Consider the following 17136-nt stretch of genomic DNA (forward strand, 5'->3'; position numbering starts at 1 on the left):
CCTTACAGCCCCAATACATCCACCATGTCATACTGACCGGGCGCTTTGCCCTGTCCCCATAGGGCCGCCTTCAAAGCGCCGCGGGCAAAGATGGCGCGGTCGGTGGCCAGATGGCGCAGGACGATGCGTTCTCCGGGGGCTGCGAACAGCACGTCGTGTTCGCCCACGATGTCACCACCGCGAATGGCATGGAACCCGATATCGCCCCGCTTGCGCGCGCCGGTGATTCCGTCGCGGCCCCGATCGGACGCATCGGCCAGATCAACCCTGCGCCCTTCGGCGGCGGCCTCGCCCAGCATCAGTGCAGTACCCGAGGGCGCGTCGACTTTGTGGTGATGGTGCCCTTCGATGATCTCGATGTCGAAATCTTCATCCAGCGCTGCGGCGACCTTTTTGGTCAGTTGCACCAGCAGGTTGACGCCAAGGCTCATATTCCCTGCCCGCACGATGACCGCATGGCGAGAGGCCGGTTCCAGCGCTGCGATCTGCTCATCCGACATGCCGGTGGTACCAATCACGTGGACGCACCGTGCCTGCGCGGCCAGTGCCGCAAACTCCAGCGTCGCCTCGGGCGCAGTAAAGTCAATCACCGCCTGCGCCTGCGAAAACGCCTCTAGCGGGTCGTCTGTGACGGCGACGCCCAGCGCCTGACCGCCCATCGCCTCGCCCACATCCTGACCGATCCAGTCATGGCCCGTCCGCTCAACAACACCAACCAAACGCGCCTGATCGCTGTCGGTGACGGTCTTGATCAGCATCTGCCCCATACGGCCCGAAGCCCCTGTGATGACGATCCCCGGAATATGGGTCATTGCGCTGGTCCTTTTGTTGAATTCGGCTCAAAGCCTCCTACCCCGTTCGCGCCCGCTTGGCAAAGCCCTGCTTTGGGCTTAGATCGGGGATATGGCAAAGAACAAATTCCACAATGGCCCCGGCCCGTCCCAACGACAGCTTCGTGTCGGCGAACTGATCCGCCGCACCCTGTCCGAGGTTCTGGCGCGCGGAGATGTCCACGACCCCGACCTGAACCGCATGTCAATCACCGTGGGTGAGGTGCGCACCTCGCCCGATCTGAAGATCGCCACCGCCTATGTGTTGCCCTTGGGCGGCAAGGGGCAGGAGGATGTGATCGCGCTGCTGGCCCGCAACAAGGGTGAATTGCGGCGGGCGGTCGGCAAGAAGGTCGGTCTGAAATTCTCACCCGATCTGCGGTTTCGGCTGGATGACACCTTTGACCGAATGGATGACACGCGCCGCATGTTCGATCAGGACGCGGTGCGCCGCGATCTGGACGAGTGATCCGCGCAATTGTCATTTTGGGCGCGGTCTTCTGGGCCGCGCAGGCCTCAGCGGTCACATGCGAGAAGGTGACCCATGAGGACAAGCGGTACACCGTCTGCGAGGTGGATGCCGCCAGCGAAGAGTTGCGCCTCTTCCTCAATGATGAAGACGGTAGGGTGCTGGGCCATTTCTCATCAGTGAACGAGACCCTGGCCCCACAGGGAAAGCGTCTGGCATTTGCCATGAACGCGGGCATGTATCATGACGACCGCTCGCCCGTCGGGCATTATGTCGAAGGCGGCCAGGAACAGATGCGGGTGATCCCCAATGCCGGGCCGGGCAATTTCGGCTTGCTGCCGAACGGAGTGTTTTGCATCCGCGAAGGCCGCGCCGACGTGTTTGAGACATTGGATTACGTGGATCAGGCCCCGCAGTGCCGTTTCGCCACGCAATCCGGCCCGATGCTGGTCATAGACGGTGAACTGCACCCGCGCTTCCTGCCCGATTCGACCTCGCGCTATGTGCGCAACGGCGTTGGTACCAGCGCGGATGGGACACGGGCGGTATTCGCGATCTCTGATGACTATGTCACCTTCCACGAATTCGGCAGCCTGTTCCGCGATGTCCTTGAAACGCCGAATGCCCTGTTCTTCGACGGCAATATCTCTCGGATGTATGAACGCGCGGGCAATCGGTCGGATGTCGGGTTTTCGCTTGGCCCTATTGTAGGTGTGGTCGAAGATACGCCCTGAAATTGACAGTGGCAGAACGATCCGTTAGGTCGCGCGCCTCGGTAAGATTCAAGGTGTAGAATGGGACGCAAACGCAAGGGTCGCGACATTTCCGGTTGGCTGGTGGTGGACAAGCCCGCGGGCATGACCTCGACCGCTGTGGTCAACAAGGTTAGGTGGGCGATGGATGCCAAGAAAGCAGGCCATGCGGGCACGCTGGACCCCGAAGCAACCGGCGTTCTGGCCGTGGCGCTGGGTGAGGCGACCAAGACCGTTCCTTATATCACTGACGCGCTGAAGGCCTATACCTTCACCGTGCGCTTGGGTCAGGCAACCAACACCGACGATGCCGAGGGCGAAGTGATCGCACAAAGCGATGCGCGCCCTTCGGATGACGACATCAAACAGGCGTTGACCCCGTTTCTGGGCGATATCATGCAGGTCCCGCCCAAATTCTCGGCCGTGAAGATTGACGGGCAACGGGCCTATAAATTGGCCCGCGATGGCGAAGAAGTAGAGCTATCCGCCCGCCCGCTTTGGGTCGAAGAGTTGATTCTGGTCGACCGCCCCGACGAAGACCACGTTGTGCTAGAGATGACTTGCGGCAAGGGTGGCTATGTCCGCTCGATTGCCCGCGATCTGGGCGCGGCGCTGGGATGCCACGGCCATGTCAAAGTTCTTCGCCGCGTCTGGTCCGGCCCATTCGAGGTTGAAGACGGGTTGAGCATCGAACAGATCGAAGAAATGGCCAAGACCACGGCGCTGGACGACTACCTGCACCCGCTGGAAACCGGCCTCGCCGATCTGCCTGAATTGAAATGCACACCCGAAGGTGCCACCCGCCTGCGCAACGGCAATCCGGGCATGGTTCTGGCCTCGGACGTCGAATACGGCGATGAGGCATGGGCTTCGCTGGACGGCAAAGCGGTGGCGGTGGGCATCTACAAATCCGGCGAATTGCACCCCAGCCGGGTGTTCGTACAAGTGGTCTGATAGGTTGATAAGGAACTTCTTCAAACAAATCGGACTTTGTACGACAGCGTTTGCAATCCAAGTTGCATCGGATGAAATTGGACTAAATGCCCTAAGTTTGATATGATCAGCATCATCGCTTGAACTTTTCGGAGTGTGGTTATGTTGCGTTTCTCAAGTGACAAATTGTTTAGAGCTATTGCCGTTTCATTTACTGCGGCTTTTTTTGCCGTTTCGACAGCACACGCGATAACGGTTCAGTTCGAAATTGAAATCGACGGTGCGATCGGCGCGTTTGAGGCCCCCGACACCGGCGGGCTTTTATCGAGTTTTGAGATTACCATTGATGGCGTTACCTTTGATACCCTTGGCGTCGGCAACGCCGCACCAGTCTACGACGCGGTAGCCAATGACATTCGCGGCAATCCCGGTACGGAAGGGTTCATCTCGAATTCCATGGCAGGTGGAGGTTGTCTCGCAATGGAATGCATCCTGTCGTTGGAGGATTCTGGCAATCCGGGAATTGAACCGCCTCTTTTTGCAATCTTCCCGCTCGTTGACGGATTTCCAGATACTGTCACTAATTCTGGCGAGTACTCAATATCGCAGGCGCCGCCAGTGAGTCCCGTTCCACTGCCCGCACCGTTCGCAATGTTGGTTGCAGCGCTCATGCTTTTCTTTGCTCTTGGCAGGAAGGGCCGAAACACTCAGCCATGTCATTAAGCTGCTCCGATCAATGTGACAGACAAATAACGCGAAATTGGCAAATTGAATTGCTCAACCTATAGCCGTTGGCCCTGCTTGTTTTTGCGTGATAGGCCAGCGGAATGATTACCCGTTCCCACACCAAGGGCGACGCGCCCTCGACCGCCATCTATTCCGACTGCGAGAAATATCGCTATAGCCTGACCCGTATCTGGGATCCTGCAGGGCGCAAAGCGCTGTTCGTGATGCTGAACCCGTCAACCGCGACCGAGGTTCAGAACGACCCGACGGTGGAACGTTGCGAACGACGCGCTCGGGCGCTGGGGTTCGGAGCGTTTCAGGTGACCAACATCTTCGCATGGCGCGACACCGACCCGCGCAAGATGCGCGCTGCTGCCGACCCGGTAGGACCCGAGAACGACGCGGCCATTCTGGACGGCGTGCAATGGGCCGATCAGGTCATCGCCGCATGGGGCACCCATGGTGCGCATCTGGACCGCGGCCCGGCAGTTGAATCCCTTCTGCGCGACACCAGGCAGCCGCTGTTTCATCTGGGGCTGACCAAGGGCGGGCATCCCAAACACCCGCTTTACATCGCCTATACCCAAAAACCCGAACCTTGGTGACCAACGGTTAACCACAAGTTTAGCTTGGCTTTGACCAACTAACTGATCACATGGGATATTTCATCCTCGGAGCAGTGCGTTCTCGGAGGGTTGCCATGTTTCTGTTCGGATTGCTGAGCCTGGCCGCAATGGGCGGAGCAGCCTATGCGATGGGCGGTATTATCGAGGCTGACGACGACACCGAAGACGACGAGATCATCGAAGATGAACCGCAAGAGGTCTCTGATGGCAGTTATCTTGAGATTGGTGAAAACATCGACGAAGTCGAAGAGCCCTCGACCGGGACCATAGTCTCAGAATTCGAAGGCGATTTGGTTGTGGCCGGGGACGACGACACAAACATTCTGACCGGGCAGGATGGCGACGACCAGATCAACGGGTACGGTGGCGACGACACTGTGCTGGGGGGCATGGGCGATGACACCCTGCATGGCGGCGATGGCGTTGATACAATCCAGGGTGGCGAAGGCGATGATGTTTTGCATGGCGAAGGTAACGATGACGTCCTGTCCGGTGATGATGGCGACGACAAGCTTTTTGGTCATTTCGGCGACGACAGGCTGGACGGTGGCGATGGGGATGACGACCTGTACGGCGGTCAGGACAACGACACGCTGACCGGAGGCGCGGGCGCCGATGCGCTGCATGGGGGCTATGGCGACGATGAGCTTGCTGGTGGCGCAGGTGAAGACGTCTTGTTTGGCGGCGACGGTGACGACGTGCTGACCGGTGAGGATGGCGAAAACGAAGACTCCGTGGATTTTCTGAATGGCGGTGCTGGCGACGACACTATTGTTGCCCATAGCGGTGATATCGTGACCGGAGGCGAAGGTGCTGACAGCATCCACCTGAACCCCGAGGATGATGACGATGCCGTCAAGGTCATGGATTTTGAACCCGGGCAGGACAAGCTGTTGATCTCGTGGGAAGGCGAGGAAGATCCGGAGATCCACATTGAAACAGACGCTGAAAACGAAAACCTGACCCGTATCATGGTCGACGGACAAGACGTCGCGCAACTGCTTGGTGCCAAAGGGTTGACCCTGGACGATATCCAATTGATCAACGGTCAAGAACTGTCGCAGCTCAATGCGCTGAGTTGAAGCAATAGAATCCCTTTGCCATTTGCCTGAAATCCGCTTATACGCGCCCATCCGCATCGGAATCGGTGCGGTTTTCTCCATGGGCCTGTGCTGGACGACATCCCGGCCTGCGCCATCAACTCTAACCTTTTAAAGGAGACCCCGATGTCGATTACTGCCGCTGAAAAAGCACGCGTCATGAAAGAATTCGGCACCAAGGACGGCGACACCGGTTCGCCAGAAGTCCAGGTTGCCATCCTGACCTCGCGCATCACCACCCTGACCGAGCACTTCAAGACCCACAAAAAAGACAACCACGGTCGTCGCGGTCTGCTGAAGATGGTCGCCCAGCGCCGTAAGCTGCTGGACTACCTGAAGGGCAAAGAAGAAGCGCGCTATCAGGACCTGATCAAAAAGCTGGGCATCCGCCGCTAATACCGGTTTCTGCCGCTTTTGGATTTTAGACGCCCGCCCTAATTGGCGGGCGTTTTTTTGTTGGATCTGGGAACGCGCGCTCGGAATAGCGGTATGGTGGAACTCAATCCGGCTTGCAGTTCACAAACTCTGTCGGCACTATCCCGGGACCTGATCAACCGCTGCTCAATACCTCAGTCCCCCAAGCACACATCCAGTGTGTGACGACAAGCAAAATGGAACCAAATGAAGCTGGAATTTCATCATATTAACCTGGTCGCAGACGACGTTGACCGCCTACACGACTTTTATACAAACGTCTTGGGTTTGGGTGATATTCCGCAACAGAATTTCCCGCGCTCTGAAGCAACCGAAGACTCGGGCTATGACGGCCAGATCCGCTTTGCAACGGACGGCAGCATGCAGATGCATCTGGCGGAACGGGACTTTGACGTCGCTTTTAAAAATGATCAGGTCATCAATCCGGTGAGCCGCGGACACATTGCGTTCCGAACGGATGATCTTGCCGCTGTCCTGAGGATACTTGATGAAAACGCGGTTCCTTATTCGGACTATGGCACAGCCTTTTCGAAAGAGTGGCATCAAGTTTTCTTTCGCGACCCCGAAGGCAATGTCGTCGAAGTTCACCAACAGGTAGCGACTTTGGGCTAAAACTTAGCCCGAAGTTCCCCGCACTGTTCAGCTTGTGACGGCGCGCTAAACCATATCGTACTCTACGCTTTTGGCTCCGATGTCGCCCATGTGGCCGGTGATGCGCTGCACCAATTTCTGCCTGGACATGTCTGCAAGCGCCTCCGGAAAACTCTGAAGCTCTTCCTTTCTGGCGACAACTGTCAAAGTGCGTGAAAGGCCCGAGACCGGAAGATCTTTCAACTGCAGACGCATATTCTCGACCAAACCATCAATCAGCAATGTCGGCGTCAAAAGGCTGAACCCCTGGCCTGCGGAAACACAGGACGTAACCATGCTGGACCGGTCCGCCTGGATGACCTTGTCGGGTTCGAACCGCAGTCGGCGCAGATGCTGCGCAATCTGGCGGCCCGCGTTGGTTGTATCTCCGAACCGCACCAGAGGAAGCCGCGTTTGGATCGCCTCCAGGCTGTCCGTCGGGCCGTCATATGTTTCTGGCAGGACCAGAAGGTATCGTTCGGTCAGAACGTGATGACGCTCCAGACCATCCATATCCAGAAACGGGTTAGATGTGATCGCGAGGTCCGCTTGTTTCGTCCGCAACAGGTGTTCATGGTTACCGCTTTGACCGGCGTGCAAGGTGATATCTTCGACGTTGAACTCGCGCTGCGCAAAATCGACCAAGGAGGGCGTCAGCGTTGTGGCGATTGAGGCCTGAATGCCGACTCGCAGCAGCGTCAGCGATTTCTGGCCAACGTGGCGCAGTTCCGTTTCCATGTCGGAAAGTGCATCCAGAATTTTCTGCGCTTTTCCATGTAAACGCGCACCCGCATAGGTCAGCCGTGCTGGTCGCGTACTGCGATCCAAAAGCAAAGTACCAAAAGCCTTTTCCAACGCAGTGACGTGCTGGGAAGCCGCCGGCTGCGACAGATTCAGAAGTCTTGCGCCCGCCCGCATCTGACCCGTTTCCGCAACGGCGACGAAAACCTCAAGTGAACGCATCAGACTTGGTGAGAGTTTACGACGATCCAGCATTGCTCATCCTTAGTATAAGTATCAATTATACTGTTGGAATTTTCTTGGTTTACGTCAAGCACTCGGTCAACGCTTTGGCCATGACACGTTCGCGCTCATCTCGACGCCGCAGGGCCGCTGGACCTCGCACCCTTCCCGAGGCGCGCGCGCCGTTTATTCTGCGCAAGCTTTCGACCTTCAATGTCCTCAGCGAGGCAGGGTTGGAACAGATCGAGGCCAATGCGGATACCATCCTTGCCGAAACCGGGATGGAGTTTCAGGACGACCCAGAGATTCTAGGCATTTTTGCCGATGCAGGCTGTGACGTAGATGGCTCGCGTGTGCGGTTCACGCCGGGGTTCTGCCGCAAAACGATCATGGCAACAGCGCCGGCTCAGTTCCTTCAACATGCCCGAAACCCGGCCAACAACGTTCAGCTGGGCGGCGATGCCAGCGTGCTATGTCCGGCTTGGGGTCCGCCCTTTGTGCACGATCTGGACCGCGGGCGGCGCTATGCCTCGCATCAGGATTTCGTTGATCTGGTCAAGCTGCATCACAGCCTGCCCTGGTTGCATCATTCGGGCGGCGTGGTTTGCGAGCCGGTGGATTTACCGGCCAACAAACGCCACCTCGACATGCTTTATGGTCATATTCGCCATTCTGATCGGGCCTTCATGGGGGCCTTTATCGGGGCCGAACGCGCGGGTCACGCGATAGACATGGCACGGATTGTGTTCGGCGAAGACTTCGTGGCGGAAAACGCCGTCCTGTATTGTGTCTCGAATACAAACGCGCCATTGGTGATGGACAGTCACATGTCGGGCGCGTTGAAAACCTATGCCCGCGCCGGGCAACCTGTCGCTTGCACCCCCTGGGTTCTGACCGGGGCTATGTCGCCGTCCACCGTTGCCGGGACGCTGGCTCAGGTGCTGGCTGAAACCATGGCGGCGATGACGCTGACCCAACTGATAAACCCCGGGGCACCCTGCATGATGGGCAGTTTTGCCTCGACCATGTCGATGAAGTCCGGCGCACCCACCTTTGGCACACCCGAAGCCGGGTTGATGGTTTTGGCGGCCGGTCAGCTTGCCCGCAGGCTGGGGGTGCCGCTGCACACAGTTGGCACGCTCAGCGCCTCAAAAGTTCCGGACGCCCAGAGCCAGCAAGAGGCCACATGGGGCCTGATGATGTCGATGTTCGCGGGCGCCAATCTGATCAACCACGCCACGGGATGGCTCGAAGGTGGGTTGGTGACCTCGTTCGAAAAAACGATCTTGGATCATGATCTGTGTGGCAAAGTCGGACGGTTCTTCGATGGCATCGACATGAGCGAGAACGCTCAGGCGATGGAGGCAATTGCCGCGACCGGCCCGGGGCGGCACTTTCTGGGCTCTGAGCATACGCAGGCCAATTTCATGTCCGCATTGTTCCGGCCCTGGACCCCGGATGACAATTCATTCGAACAATGGCACGCGGCCGGAGAGTTGGATGCCGCAGCCCGCTCCAATGCAATCTGGAAAGAGCAGCTTGACGCATATCAAGACCCCGGTCTCGACCCCGACATCGACGCCGCGCTGCAGGATTACATCGAGCAGCGCAAGGCCGAGAAACCTGATCAGGATTACTTCTGATGAGCCGCATCTTGATCATCGGAGGTGGCGCTATTGGCCTCAGCCTGGCCTACCATCTGGCCAAACGCGGTTCGAATGACGTCACTGTTCTGGAGCGTAACCAGCTGACCTCGGGCACGTCTTGGCATGCGGCGGGGATTGTCGGTCCGCTGCGCGCAACGCCAAACATGACCCGATTGGCAATGACCGCACTTGAGGTTTTTCCTACCCTTGAGGCCGAGACTGGCATGTCCACTGGATATCGCCAAACCTCTGGCTATTGGCTGGCACGCGACCCCGCCCGCCTGGACGAGCTGCGCCGGATTGCAGATCTGGGCCAGGTGCTGGGACTGACCCCGCGCATGATCGAGGCCTCGGACGTGCCCCTGTCGCACCTTGATCTGAGCAACCATGTCGGTGCGCTGCATGTGCCGGAAGACGCCAATGTGAATCCGGTCGATTTGTGCATGGCATACGCCAAAGGTGCACGGGATCGTGGCGTTTCAATCCGCGAATATACCGAGGTTCAGTCCCTGCGGAAAAAGGGTCAGCGGATCACGGGTGTAACCCTGACCGATGGGACGGAACTGGACGCCGATCAGGTTGTCATTGCCACCGGCGCTTGGTCACGCGAGCTGGCCGCCAGTGTTGGCGTGGCGCTGCCCTTGCAGTCGGTAGAGCACATGTATGTCGTCACCGAACCCATGCCTGACCTGCCCAACCCGTTTCCGGTGATCCGCGATCTGGACCGGGGCATCTATATCAAGGGCGACGCGGGCAAGCTTGTGATCGGCGGCTTTGAACCCAACGCCAAATGCTGGGACGCATACGGCCCCGAAGGCGACCGACCCTTTCTTGAACTGGCCGAGGATTGGGATCAATTTGCCCCTTTCATGGAGGCCGCATTAGAGCTGTGCCCCAGCCTTGAAACCGTCGGCATTCAACATTTCATGAATGGCCCGGAAAGCTTTACCGCGGACACAAGGCCGCTTGTTGGTGAAACCTCGGTCGATGGATTGTTTGTGGCTGCGGGTATGAACTCGGTCGGGGTCATGTCTTCGGCGGGGATTGGGCGGGCGCTGGCGGATTGGATGGTCGACGGCCACCCCACGATGGACATGTGGGAGGTCGATGTCGCCCGGGTCGATCCGAACACAGCCAGCACCGAACATATGACCGACCGAATGGAAGAGGCCGTCGCCGATCTCTTTGCCCTTCATTGGCCATATAAACAGCCCAACGCCGGCCGAGGTCTGCGCACCACAGCACTGCACGATTTCTGGGCTGAGGCTGGGGCGAATTTTGGCCTGACGGCCGGTTGGGAACGCGGGCTGTATTACGGACCGGCACAGCCCTATTCAACAACAGATCAGGGGTGGTGGCCGCTGGTTGAGGCCGAAGCGGCGGTCTTGGCTCAGGGCACTGCGCTGATTGACCTAAGCCCGTTTACCAAATTGGAAATCACCGGGCCGGACGCTCTGAAGGCATTGAACCACCTGACGACCGCGCAGATGGACGTGCCCATTGGTCGGGCTGTCTATACGCAGATACTTAACGCGCGCGGTGGGATCGAAATGGATGTGACCATCACGCGGTTGGGTAGGGATGCGTTTCATCTGACCTCGGGCGCCGCCACGCGGATGCGCGATCGGATGTTCCTGCGCAGGCATTTGAAGGGCGATGTGTCTGTCGAGGATTTGACCGAAGCATTCTGCACAATCGGTGTAATGGGAGGTGGCAGCCGGGCGCTGCTACAGAATCTTTGCAGCCTTCCAGAAATGGCATTTGGCTATGCCGCCACTGCCGAAATGGCAGGCATTACTTGCCGCGCCACGCGCGTTAGTTTCGTCGGAGAATTGGGCTGGGAATTGACCGTGCCCAACGCTCAGGCCCCTCAGCTGTTCGCTGCACTGCACGGGGCAGGCGCGCGCCCGCTGGGGCACTATGCGGTGGATGCCTGCCGGTTGGAGAAGGGCTTCAAACACTGGGGGCATGAACTTGGCCCCGAGATCACTCCGCTGGAAGCCGGTCTGGGGTTCACCATCGACTGGTCCAAGGAGTTTCAGGGCAAAGCGGCGCTGGAACAGCAAAAGTCCAACGGCTTGCAACAGCGCCTGATCCTTCTGCAGGTTCACGGCAATGCCCTGATGTTGCATGACGAACCGGTGTTCGAGGACGGCATCCATGTCGGGCTGACAACCTCGGGCGGGCGCGGGCCGCGTACGGGGCTGAACATGTGTTTCGCCATGGTCGCGGTCCAACCGGGCGAGACGTTGACCCAGACATGCGATCGAAAATTCACGGTTCGGGTTGCTGGGCAGGACTATCTGGCGCAGCCATTGCGCCGACCGCCCTTTGATCCCTCTGGCGAAAGGATGCGCGCATGATCAAGGCGCAAGTTGTCATCATCGGTGGTGGCGCAATGGGCGTGTCGCTGATGTATCATCTGATCAAGTCGGGCTGGTCCGAAGTTCTGCTGGTCGAGAAAAACGACCTGACCCATGGGTCGACCTGGCATGCGGCAGGGCTGTGCACCCATTTCGCGCATAATCCCACCATTCAGGAATTGCGTGCCACATCTGTCCGACTCTATCGCGATATCTTGCCTCAGGAAACTGGACGCGATTGCGGCTTTCACCGCTCGGGGGCGATGCGGATCACACGCAACCCCGACCGGATGGACGAGTTTCGCCATGTGGCCGGTCTGTCTGAATTCACCGGCTACCCGCTGGAGGTGCTAACGCCCGACCGGATCGCCGAGCTTTTCCCTCTGGCCAAACTGGATGGGCTGATCGGTGGGATCTATGAACCCGATGACGGTCACGTAGACCCGACGCTGGCAACCCACGCGATGGCCGAAGTTGCCCGGCGCGGCGGGGCGCGGATCATGCGAAACTGCCCGGTCACCGCGATTGAGCGTCAGCGAGATCATTGGCGGATTGAGACCGGGAATGAGACAATCGAATCCACCCACGTGGTCAACGCCGCAGGCACTTGGGGGTGGGAGATCGGACATATGATGGGGCTCAACATCCCGTCGGTTCCGGTGCTGCACCAGTATCTGGTGACAGACACGGTTGAGGCCGTATCGTCCCGGATCAAAGACGGCTTGCCCGAGCTGCCAATCATCCGAGACCCTGAAGAAAGCTGGTATGTGCGACAAGAGCGCGATGGGCTGATCCTTGGGCCCTATGAAAAGGACGCCAAGGTCTGGTCCGTTGATGGTGTGCCACCCGAGTTTGGCGCGGACCTGATGCCGCCGGATCTCGATAGTGTGGAACACATCATACTGGCCGCAATGGAGCGCATACCCGCGCTGGAGACCGGCGGCGTCAAGTCGGTGATCAACGGGCCGATTACCTTCACCCCGGATGCAAATCCATTGATCGGACCAGCACACGGGCTGGAAAACGCGTGGCTTTTGACTGGCTCGTCCATGGGGGTGATGGAAGGTGGTGGCGCAGGTTGGTTCCTGGCCCACTGGATGACCCACGGCGCGCCACCTATTGATGCGCTGGCCGTGGACTCGCGCCGCTTTGGGTCCTGGGCTGATCGTGATTATCGCGTGACCAAGGCCGTCGAGTGTTTCGGCCTGCAATTTGGAGTGCACTATCCGCATGAGGAACGACCCGCAGGGCGCGGCCTGCGGCTGTCTCCGCTGCACGACCTGATGGTTGAACGTGGCGCGGTGATGGGCGCGGCTTATGGGTGGGAGCGTCCAAACTGGTTCTCAAACACGCCCGGAGCAGTCGCCGACGAAACCTTCCGCCGCGCCAATTGGTTCGAACTCGTGGCGCAAGAGGTCGAGGCCGCGCACAACCGCGTCGCCATGGCGGACCTGTCGGTGTTTTCAAAATTCGACGTCACCGGTCCCGATGTTGCGGCCTTCCTGCAAGCATTGGGCGCGAACCGCGCGATCCAGCCGGGCCGGATCGGCCTGACCCATGCACTGACACCCACAGGCGGCGTATTGTCGGAATTCACCGTCACACGCTTGGCCGAGGGTCACGCCTATCTGACCAGCGCTGCCGCGGCCGAGCAGATCGACCATGATCTTCTGACGCAGGTTGCCAAAGGCTTTGACGTCACCATCCGAAACGTCTCTGAGGATCTGGCAGTTATCGGCGTCATGGGGCCCAAATCCACCGATGTGTTGCCCGAGTTGAACCATATGCCATGGCTCACCGCGCAAGAGATCCATGTAGCGGGGTTTCCCCTGCGGGCCTTGCGAGTGTCCTATCTGGGCGAATGCGGTTGGGAACTGCACGTGTTCGCAGAACATGCCGCGCAGCTATTCCTGAAGCTTGAAGAGATCGCCAAACCTCATGGCCTTGGGTTCTATGGGGCCTATGCTGCAAACTCCATGCGCCTTGAAAAAGGCTATCGCGGTTGGGGCAGTGACCTGACGACCGAACGCAGCCCACTTGAGGCCGGTCTGACCCCGTTTGTCCGCAAAGACCTGCGCGACGGCCTGGCCCGGGACAACGAATGGGACATGGTGCTGCTTGAGGTCGAGGCCGGTGAGATAGATCCGTTCTACGCACACACGGTCTGGAAAGACGGTCTGCCGGTAGGGATCGCCACCTCGGGTGCTTATGGCCATCGGACCGGCAAGGTTTTGGCCTTGGCCTACCTGCGCGACCCGACCGCGCGCGAGGGGCTGACCATCTCAATCCTGGGCCAGCATCGTGCGGCAACGATCCGGCCTGAGGCCCCCTTTGACCCCGAAAACTCACGCCTGAAAACCGGAGGTTCCAAATGACCGACCACGCCCTTCACACCGACTGGGACTTCTCGAACACAGCCGCGCGACGGGACCAGTACTATGCCGCCTCACTAACGCGGTTCACACCGTTTCGCGAACCTATCGTTTTCAAGAAAGGTCAAGGCCAATACCTTTGGGATACGGAGGGGCGGAAATACACTGACCTGCTGGGCATGAATGTCTGTATCTCGGTCGGACATTCGCACCCGCGCGTGGTGGCGGCGGCAACTGCACAGGCGCAAGAGCTGACCCATTGCACGACAATGTTCTATCACCCGACACCTGCGCATCTGGCCGAAGAATTGGCCGCGACGATGCCCAAAGGACATGACTGGGTCGTGCACCTGACAAACTCTGGGTCAGAGGCGGTTGATCTGGCGATGACCATGGCGCGCACTTACACAGGCAATCTGGATTTGCTGGCGCTGCGTACCGCCTATCACGGGCCAACGGCTGCGGCTCAGTCGATCACCGGTATCGCGGGCTGGCGCCACCCGGGCATGCCCGGCAATGTGGCGTTTGTGCCTGAACCCAACCAATACCGCGGCATCTTTGGGCCGGGCACGCAGCCCTATCTGGATGAGATCGTTCGCACAATCGCCACAGCCACATCCGGCAATGTGGCGGGCATCTTTGTCGAAAGCGTGCAGGGCTATGGCGGCATCATCGAAATGCCGCCCGGTTATATGTCCGGCGCAGCCGAACGCGTGCGCGCGGCAGGAGGTCTTTATATCGCGGATGAGGTGCAATCGGGCTTTGGCCGCACTGGCGAAAATTTCTGGGGGTTCGAGGCGGACGGCGTCATTCCCGACATTGTGGTCATGGCAAAGGGTCTGGGGAATGGCTTTCCGATCGGGGCTGTTGTGGCCAAGAAGCACATCGCCGAGCCCATGGCAGAAAGGTTCATGTTCCACACCTATGGCGCCAATCCGACATCGGCTGCCGCGGCCCGAGCCGTTCTTGCCGTCATGCGGGACGAGGGATTGCAGGAGAACGCCCGTACCGTCGGCGCAGCGCTTCTGGAAAGGCTGCATGGTCTAAAGAACAAGTATCACGTCATCGGCGATGTTCGCGGGAAGGGCCTGATGCTTGCGCTGGAGTTCGTGAAAGACTGGGACAGCAAGACGCCTGACAAGGACATGACGACAGAGGTTTTCGAAGCCTGCCGCGCACAAGGGATTATCTTGTCGAAATCCGGTCCGTTTCAACAATGCCTGCGGATGGTGCCACCGCTTTGTTTGTCACTGGACGATGTAGATCAAGTGGCGAACAGTCTTGATCAGGCGCTCGAAACTGCCGTGAATGTCGCCAAAGCATAAGCGACAGGGCCACAGATCCGTGCCATTTGGCCTCGAAGTTTCCGGGCTTTTAAAGTTGTCCAGTGACAAAAAAGCGCCCGCCAAAAGGCGGACGCTTAAAGGTTCCTAGATCAAGAACTTACATCTTGGCCCGTTCTGATTTCAGTGCCAGCCACAAGCAGTAGCACATGACTAGAACGACCAGCGTGAACGGGATACCGGTCGAGACCGCAGCGCCTTGCAGGGCGGAAAGACCGCCGCCAAGCAACAGTGCAATCGCGACCAGACCCTCAAGCGTGCACCAGAACACCCGCTGCACAACCGGGGCGTCCATCTTGCCACCCGCGGTAATCGTGTCGATCACCAGTGAACCGGAATCCGACGAGGTGACGAAGAAGATCACGATCAGGACCAGTGCGATTGGCGCTACAATGCCATAAAGAGGCAGCTCCTTGAGAAAGCCAAACAATGCGCCCTCAGGGGCGTAGCTGTCGATCACCGTTGCACGCACACCTTCAGCACCGCCTGCGTTCAGCATGTCGATGGCAGCACCACCGAATGTCGACATCCACAGGGCACAGACTGCCGTCGGTGCCAGAAGGGCGCAGAGAATGAACTCGCGCACTGTGCGACCCTTCGAGATGCGAGCGATGAACATGCCCACAAATGGTGACCATGCGATCCACCAAGCCCAGTAGAAGGTTGTCCAGCCGTGGAAATAGCTGGTGTCTTCACGTCCGAATGGGTTGGACAATGCCGGCAGGTGCCACACGTAGTCCTTCATTACGTTGAAATACCGTGCGAAAGCAGTGCCGACGCCGGTAACAACGATCACGAAGACAAACAGACCCACGGCCATGATCATGTTGATTTCACTCAACCGTTTGACGCCAGCATCCATTCCCATCAGGACCGAGCCCAGCGCAATCAGCGTGATGCCGATGATAAGCAAAACTGTGACCGTTGGGCTGGGTTCGATGCCGAACACCTCATTCAACCCCGCCGCAACTTGCTGCGCCCCAAGCCCAAGCGAAGTGGTCAGTCCGAAGAGCGTCGCAAACACCGCCAGCGTATCGATGATATGGCCCCACCAACCCCAGACACGCTCTCCGAGGATCGGGTAGAAGGCTGAACGCAAGGTCAGGGGCAGATCAAGGTTATAGGCAAATATGGCCAGGCTTAGACCAACAGCGGCATAGACCGCCCACCCTTCCAGCCCCCAGTGATGGATTGTACCGACAACTCCAGCATATTCATTGCCCGGAACAGCGATGTCGATGCCCAGTGGCACCGCGTTGCCGTCTTCGGCAAAATTGTAATAGACGGGCTCCATCACTCCAAAGAACAACAGCCCAATGCCGATACCAGCCGCGAACATCATCGCAATCCATCCGGCATAGGAATAGTCGGGCTTTGCGTCCTTGCCACCGATCCGCACCTTGCCAACCGGCAAAACGATCAGAACAAGACAGAACAGCGTGATTGCATCGACCGACAGGACCAGGAACCAGTCAAACGTGCTGGTGAGCCATGGCCGTAGCCAGCCAAAAAGTGCCGCAGCACCCTCTTGATTGGCTAACGCGATCAGAACAAACGCGAAGATCAGGATGCTCGAGATCAAAAAGACCGGGTTATGGATGTCCAAACCGAATGGCCGGACGTTGTCTTGCCCAAGCTCGTATTCGGTCTCGAAGTCGTAAATCCGGGGGTCCGGATCCAGCATTTTCTTGGTTTGTGCCATTCGTCTGCCCTTCTGTTCGCTAAGTGCAAACGCCAAGGTATTCGACCAGCGGACGGAAACGAGATTTTGTCCCTTGGCGCTTCTCCGTCAATTCGACCGCGGGCTTCGTGATAACAGCTTACACTGACGACATAATTTCACCAAACGCATTCCCGTTAGTGAATTTATCTGACTTGATAAACGACTTTGAACGGCATCGGGATCATTGGTCCCAACTTCTGGCCAAGGGGCTTTACCCGTGTTATT

The 17136-nt window shown here is 58.5% G+C and carries 15 protein-coding genes; 12 read left to right on the top strand and 3 right to left on the bottom strand.

Translation table 11 applies throughout. The features are described 5' to 3' along the window. Nucleotides 1-2: 2 nt before the first annotated feature. Nucleotides 3-812, bottom strand: a complete 810-nt coding sequence (dapB, locus tag AC2FLA_RS05240; RefSeq protein WP_496721035.1) for a 4-hydroxy-tetrahydrodipicolinate reductase — start codon at nt 810-812, stop codon at nt 3-5. 91 nt (nt 813-903) lie between these two features. Between dapB and rbfA the strand changes: the two genes are divergently transcribed. The 8 genes from rbfA (at nt 904) to AC2FLA_RS05280 (ending at nt 6483) form a co-directional block, all read left to right on the top strand. Continuing rightward, the gene (gene rbfA / locus AC2FLA_RS05245; RefSeq protein WP_496721037.1) at nt 904-1299 is read left to right on the top strand and encodes a 30S ribosome-binding factor RbfA; all 396 of its coding nucleotides are present in this window, start codon (nt 904-906) and stop codon (nt 1297-1299) included. Next, on the top strand, nt 1296-2033 hold the full coding sequence (locus AC2FLA_RS05250) for a phosphodiester glycosidase family protein (protein WP_496721039.1): 738 nt from the start codon (nt 1296-1298) through the stop codon (nt 2031-2033). Before rbfA ends, AC2FLA_RS05250 begins: the two co-directional genes overlap by 4 nt. 60 nt (nt 2034-2093) lie before the next feature. Next, entirely contained in the window at nt 2094-3005 is a 912-nt protein-coding gene (gene truB, locus AC2FLA_RS05255) for a tRNA pseudouridine(55) synthase TruB (protein ID WP_496721041.1), read from the top strand. Between the two features lie 141 nt (nt 3006-3146). Then, a complete protein-coding gene (locus AC2FLA_RS05260) occupies nt 3147-3707 on the top strand; it encodes a hypothetical protein (RefSeq protein WP_496721043.1) in 561 nt (186 codons plus the stop codon). Nucleotides 3708-3811: 104 nt separating this feature from the next. Further along, on the top strand, nt 3812-4315 hold the full coding sequence (locus AC2FLA_RS05265; protein WP_496721045.1) for a DUF1643 domain-containing protein: 504 nt from the start codon (nt 3812-3814) through the stop codon (nt 4313-4315). Nucleotides 4316-4410: 95 nt separating this feature from the next. Next, on the top strand, nt 4411-5418 hold the full coding sequence (locus tag AC2FLA_RS05270; protein ID WP_496721046.1) for a calcium-binding protein: 1008 nt from the start codon (nt 4411-4413) through the stop codon (nt 5416-5418). 144 nt (nt 5419-5562) lie between these two features. Next, the gene (gene rpsO / locus AC2FLA_RS05275; RefSeq protein WP_039543122.1) at nt 5563-5832 is read left to right on the top strand and encodes a 30S ribosomal protein S15; all 270 of its coding nucleotides are present in this window, start codon (nt 5563-5565) and stop codon (nt 5830-5832) included. Between the two features lie 225 nt (nt 5833-6057). Next, the gene (locus AC2FLA_RS05280) at nt 6058-6483 is read left to right on the top strand and encodes a VOC family protein (RefSeq protein WP_496721048.1); all 426 of its coding nucleotides are present in this window, start codon (nt 6058-6060) and stop codon (nt 6481-6483) included. 45 nt (nt 6484-6528) lie between these two features. Here the strand turns inward: AC2FLA_RS05280 and AC2FLA_RS05285 are convergent, their stop codons facing one another. Next, the gene (locus AC2FLA_RS05285; RefSeq protein ID WP_496721050.1) at nt 6529-7497 is read right to left on the bottom strand and encodes a LysR family transcriptional regulator; all 969 of its coding nucleotides are present in this window, start codon (nt 7495-7497) and stop codon (nt 6529-6531) included. 80 nt (nt 7498-7577) lie between these two features. Between AC2FLA_RS05285 and AC2FLA_RS05290 the strand changes: the two genes are divergently transcribed. The 4 genes from AC2FLA_RS05290 to AC2FLA_RS05305 are packed head-to-tail and all read left to right on the top strand — an operon-like array spanning nt 7578 to nt 15170. Continuing rightward, nucleotides 7578-9107, top strand: a complete 1530-nt coding sequence (locus AC2FLA_RS05290; RefSeq protein ID WP_496721052.1) for a trimethylamine methyltransferase family protein — start codon at nt 7578-7580, stop codon at nt 9105-9107. After that, the gene (locus tag AC2FLA_RS05295) at nt 9107-11473 is read left to right on the top strand and encodes a GcvT family protein (RefSeq protein ID WP_496721054.1); all 2367 of its coding nucleotides are present in this window, start codon (nt 9107-9109) and stop codon (nt 11471-11473) included. Before AC2FLA_RS05290 ends, AC2FLA_RS05295 begins: the two co-directional genes overlap by 1 nt. Next, entirely contained in the window at nt 11470-13848 is a 2379-nt protein-coding gene (locus AC2FLA_RS05300) for a GcvT family protein (protein ID WP_496721056.1), read from the top strand. Before AC2FLA_RS05295 ends, AC2FLA_RS05300 begins: the two co-directional genes overlap by 4 nt. Then, entirely contained in the window at nt 13845-15170 is a 1326-nt protein-coding gene (locus tag AC2FLA_RS05305) for an aspartate aminotransferase family protein (protein ID WP_496721058.1), read from the top strand. The genes AC2FLA_RS05300 and AC2FLA_RS05305 overlap by 4 nt, the downstream gene beginning before the upstream one ends. A 118-nt stretch (nt 15171-15288) precedes the next feature. On the opposite strand, the gene AC2FLA_RS05310 is transcribed toward AC2FLA_RS05305, so the two are convergent. After that, complete coding sequence (locus tag AC2FLA_RS05310) at nt 15289-16890, bottom strand: BCCT family transporter (protein ID WP_496721059.1); 1602 nt, start codon at nt 16888-16890, stop codon at nt 15289-15291. Nucleotides 16891-17136: the final 246 nt, after the last annotated feature.

It is taken from the genome of Ruegeria sp. CDSA033, assembly GCF_059612305.1.

Bases quoted from the DNA above. Each gene is read 5' to 3' on its own strand.
- rbfA (WP_496721037.1), top strand. From the start codon at position 904: ATGGCAAAGAACAAATTCCACAATGGCCCCGGCCCGTCCCAACGACAG.
- AC2FLA_RS05265 (WP_496721045.1), top strand. From the start codon at position 3,812: ATGATTACCCGTTCCCACACCAAGGGCGACGCGCCCTCGACCGCCATC.
- rpsO (WP_039543122.1), top strand. From the start codon at position 5,563: ATGTCGATTACTGCCGCTGAAAAAGCACGCGTCATGAAAGAATTCGGC.
- AC2FLA_RS05290 (WP_496721052.1), top strand. From the start codon at position 7,578: ATGACACGTTCGCGCTCATCTCGACGCCGCAGGGCCGCTGGACCTCGC.
- AC2FLA_RS05280 (WP_496721048.1), top strand. From the start codon at position 6,058: ATGAAGCTGGAATTTCATCATATTAACCTGGTCGCAGACGACGTTGAC.
- AC2FLA_RS05270 (WP_496721046.1), top strand. From the start codon at position 4,411: ATGTTTCTGTTCGGATTGCTGAGCCTGGCCGCAATGGGCGGAGCAGCC.
- AC2FLA_RS05300 (WP_496721056.1), top strand. From the start codon at position 11,470: ATGATCAAGGCGCAAGTTGTCATCATCGGTGGTGGCGCAATGGGCGTG.
- AC2FLA_RS05285 (WP_496721050.1), bottom strand. From the start codon at position 7,497: ATGCTGGATCGTCGTAAACTCTCACCAAGTCTGATGCGTTCACTTGAG.
- AC2FLA_RS05310 (WP_496721059.1), bottom strand. From the start codon at position 16,890: ATGGCACAAACCAAGAAAATGCTGGATCCGGACCCCCGGATTTACGAC.
- dapB (WP_496721035.1), bottom strand. From the start codon at position 812: ATGACCCATATTCCGGGGATCGTCATCACAGGGGCTTCGGGCCGTATG.
- truB (WP_496721041.1), top strand. From the start codon at position 2,094: ATGGGACGCAAACGCAAGGGTCGCGACATTTCCGGTTGGCTGGTGGTG.
- AC2FLA_RS05260 (WP_496721043.1), top strand. From the start codon at position 3,147: ATGTTGCGTTTCTCAAGTGACAAATTGTTTAGAGCTATTGCCGTTTCA.
- AC2FLA_RS05305 (WP_496721058.1), top strand. From the start codon at position 13,845: ATGACCGACCACGCCCTTCACACCGACTGGGACTTCTCGAACACAGCC.
- AC2FLA_RS05295 (WP_496721054.1), top strand. From the start codon at position 9,107: ATGAGCCGCATCTTGATCATCGGAGGTGGCGCTATTGGCCTCAGCCTG.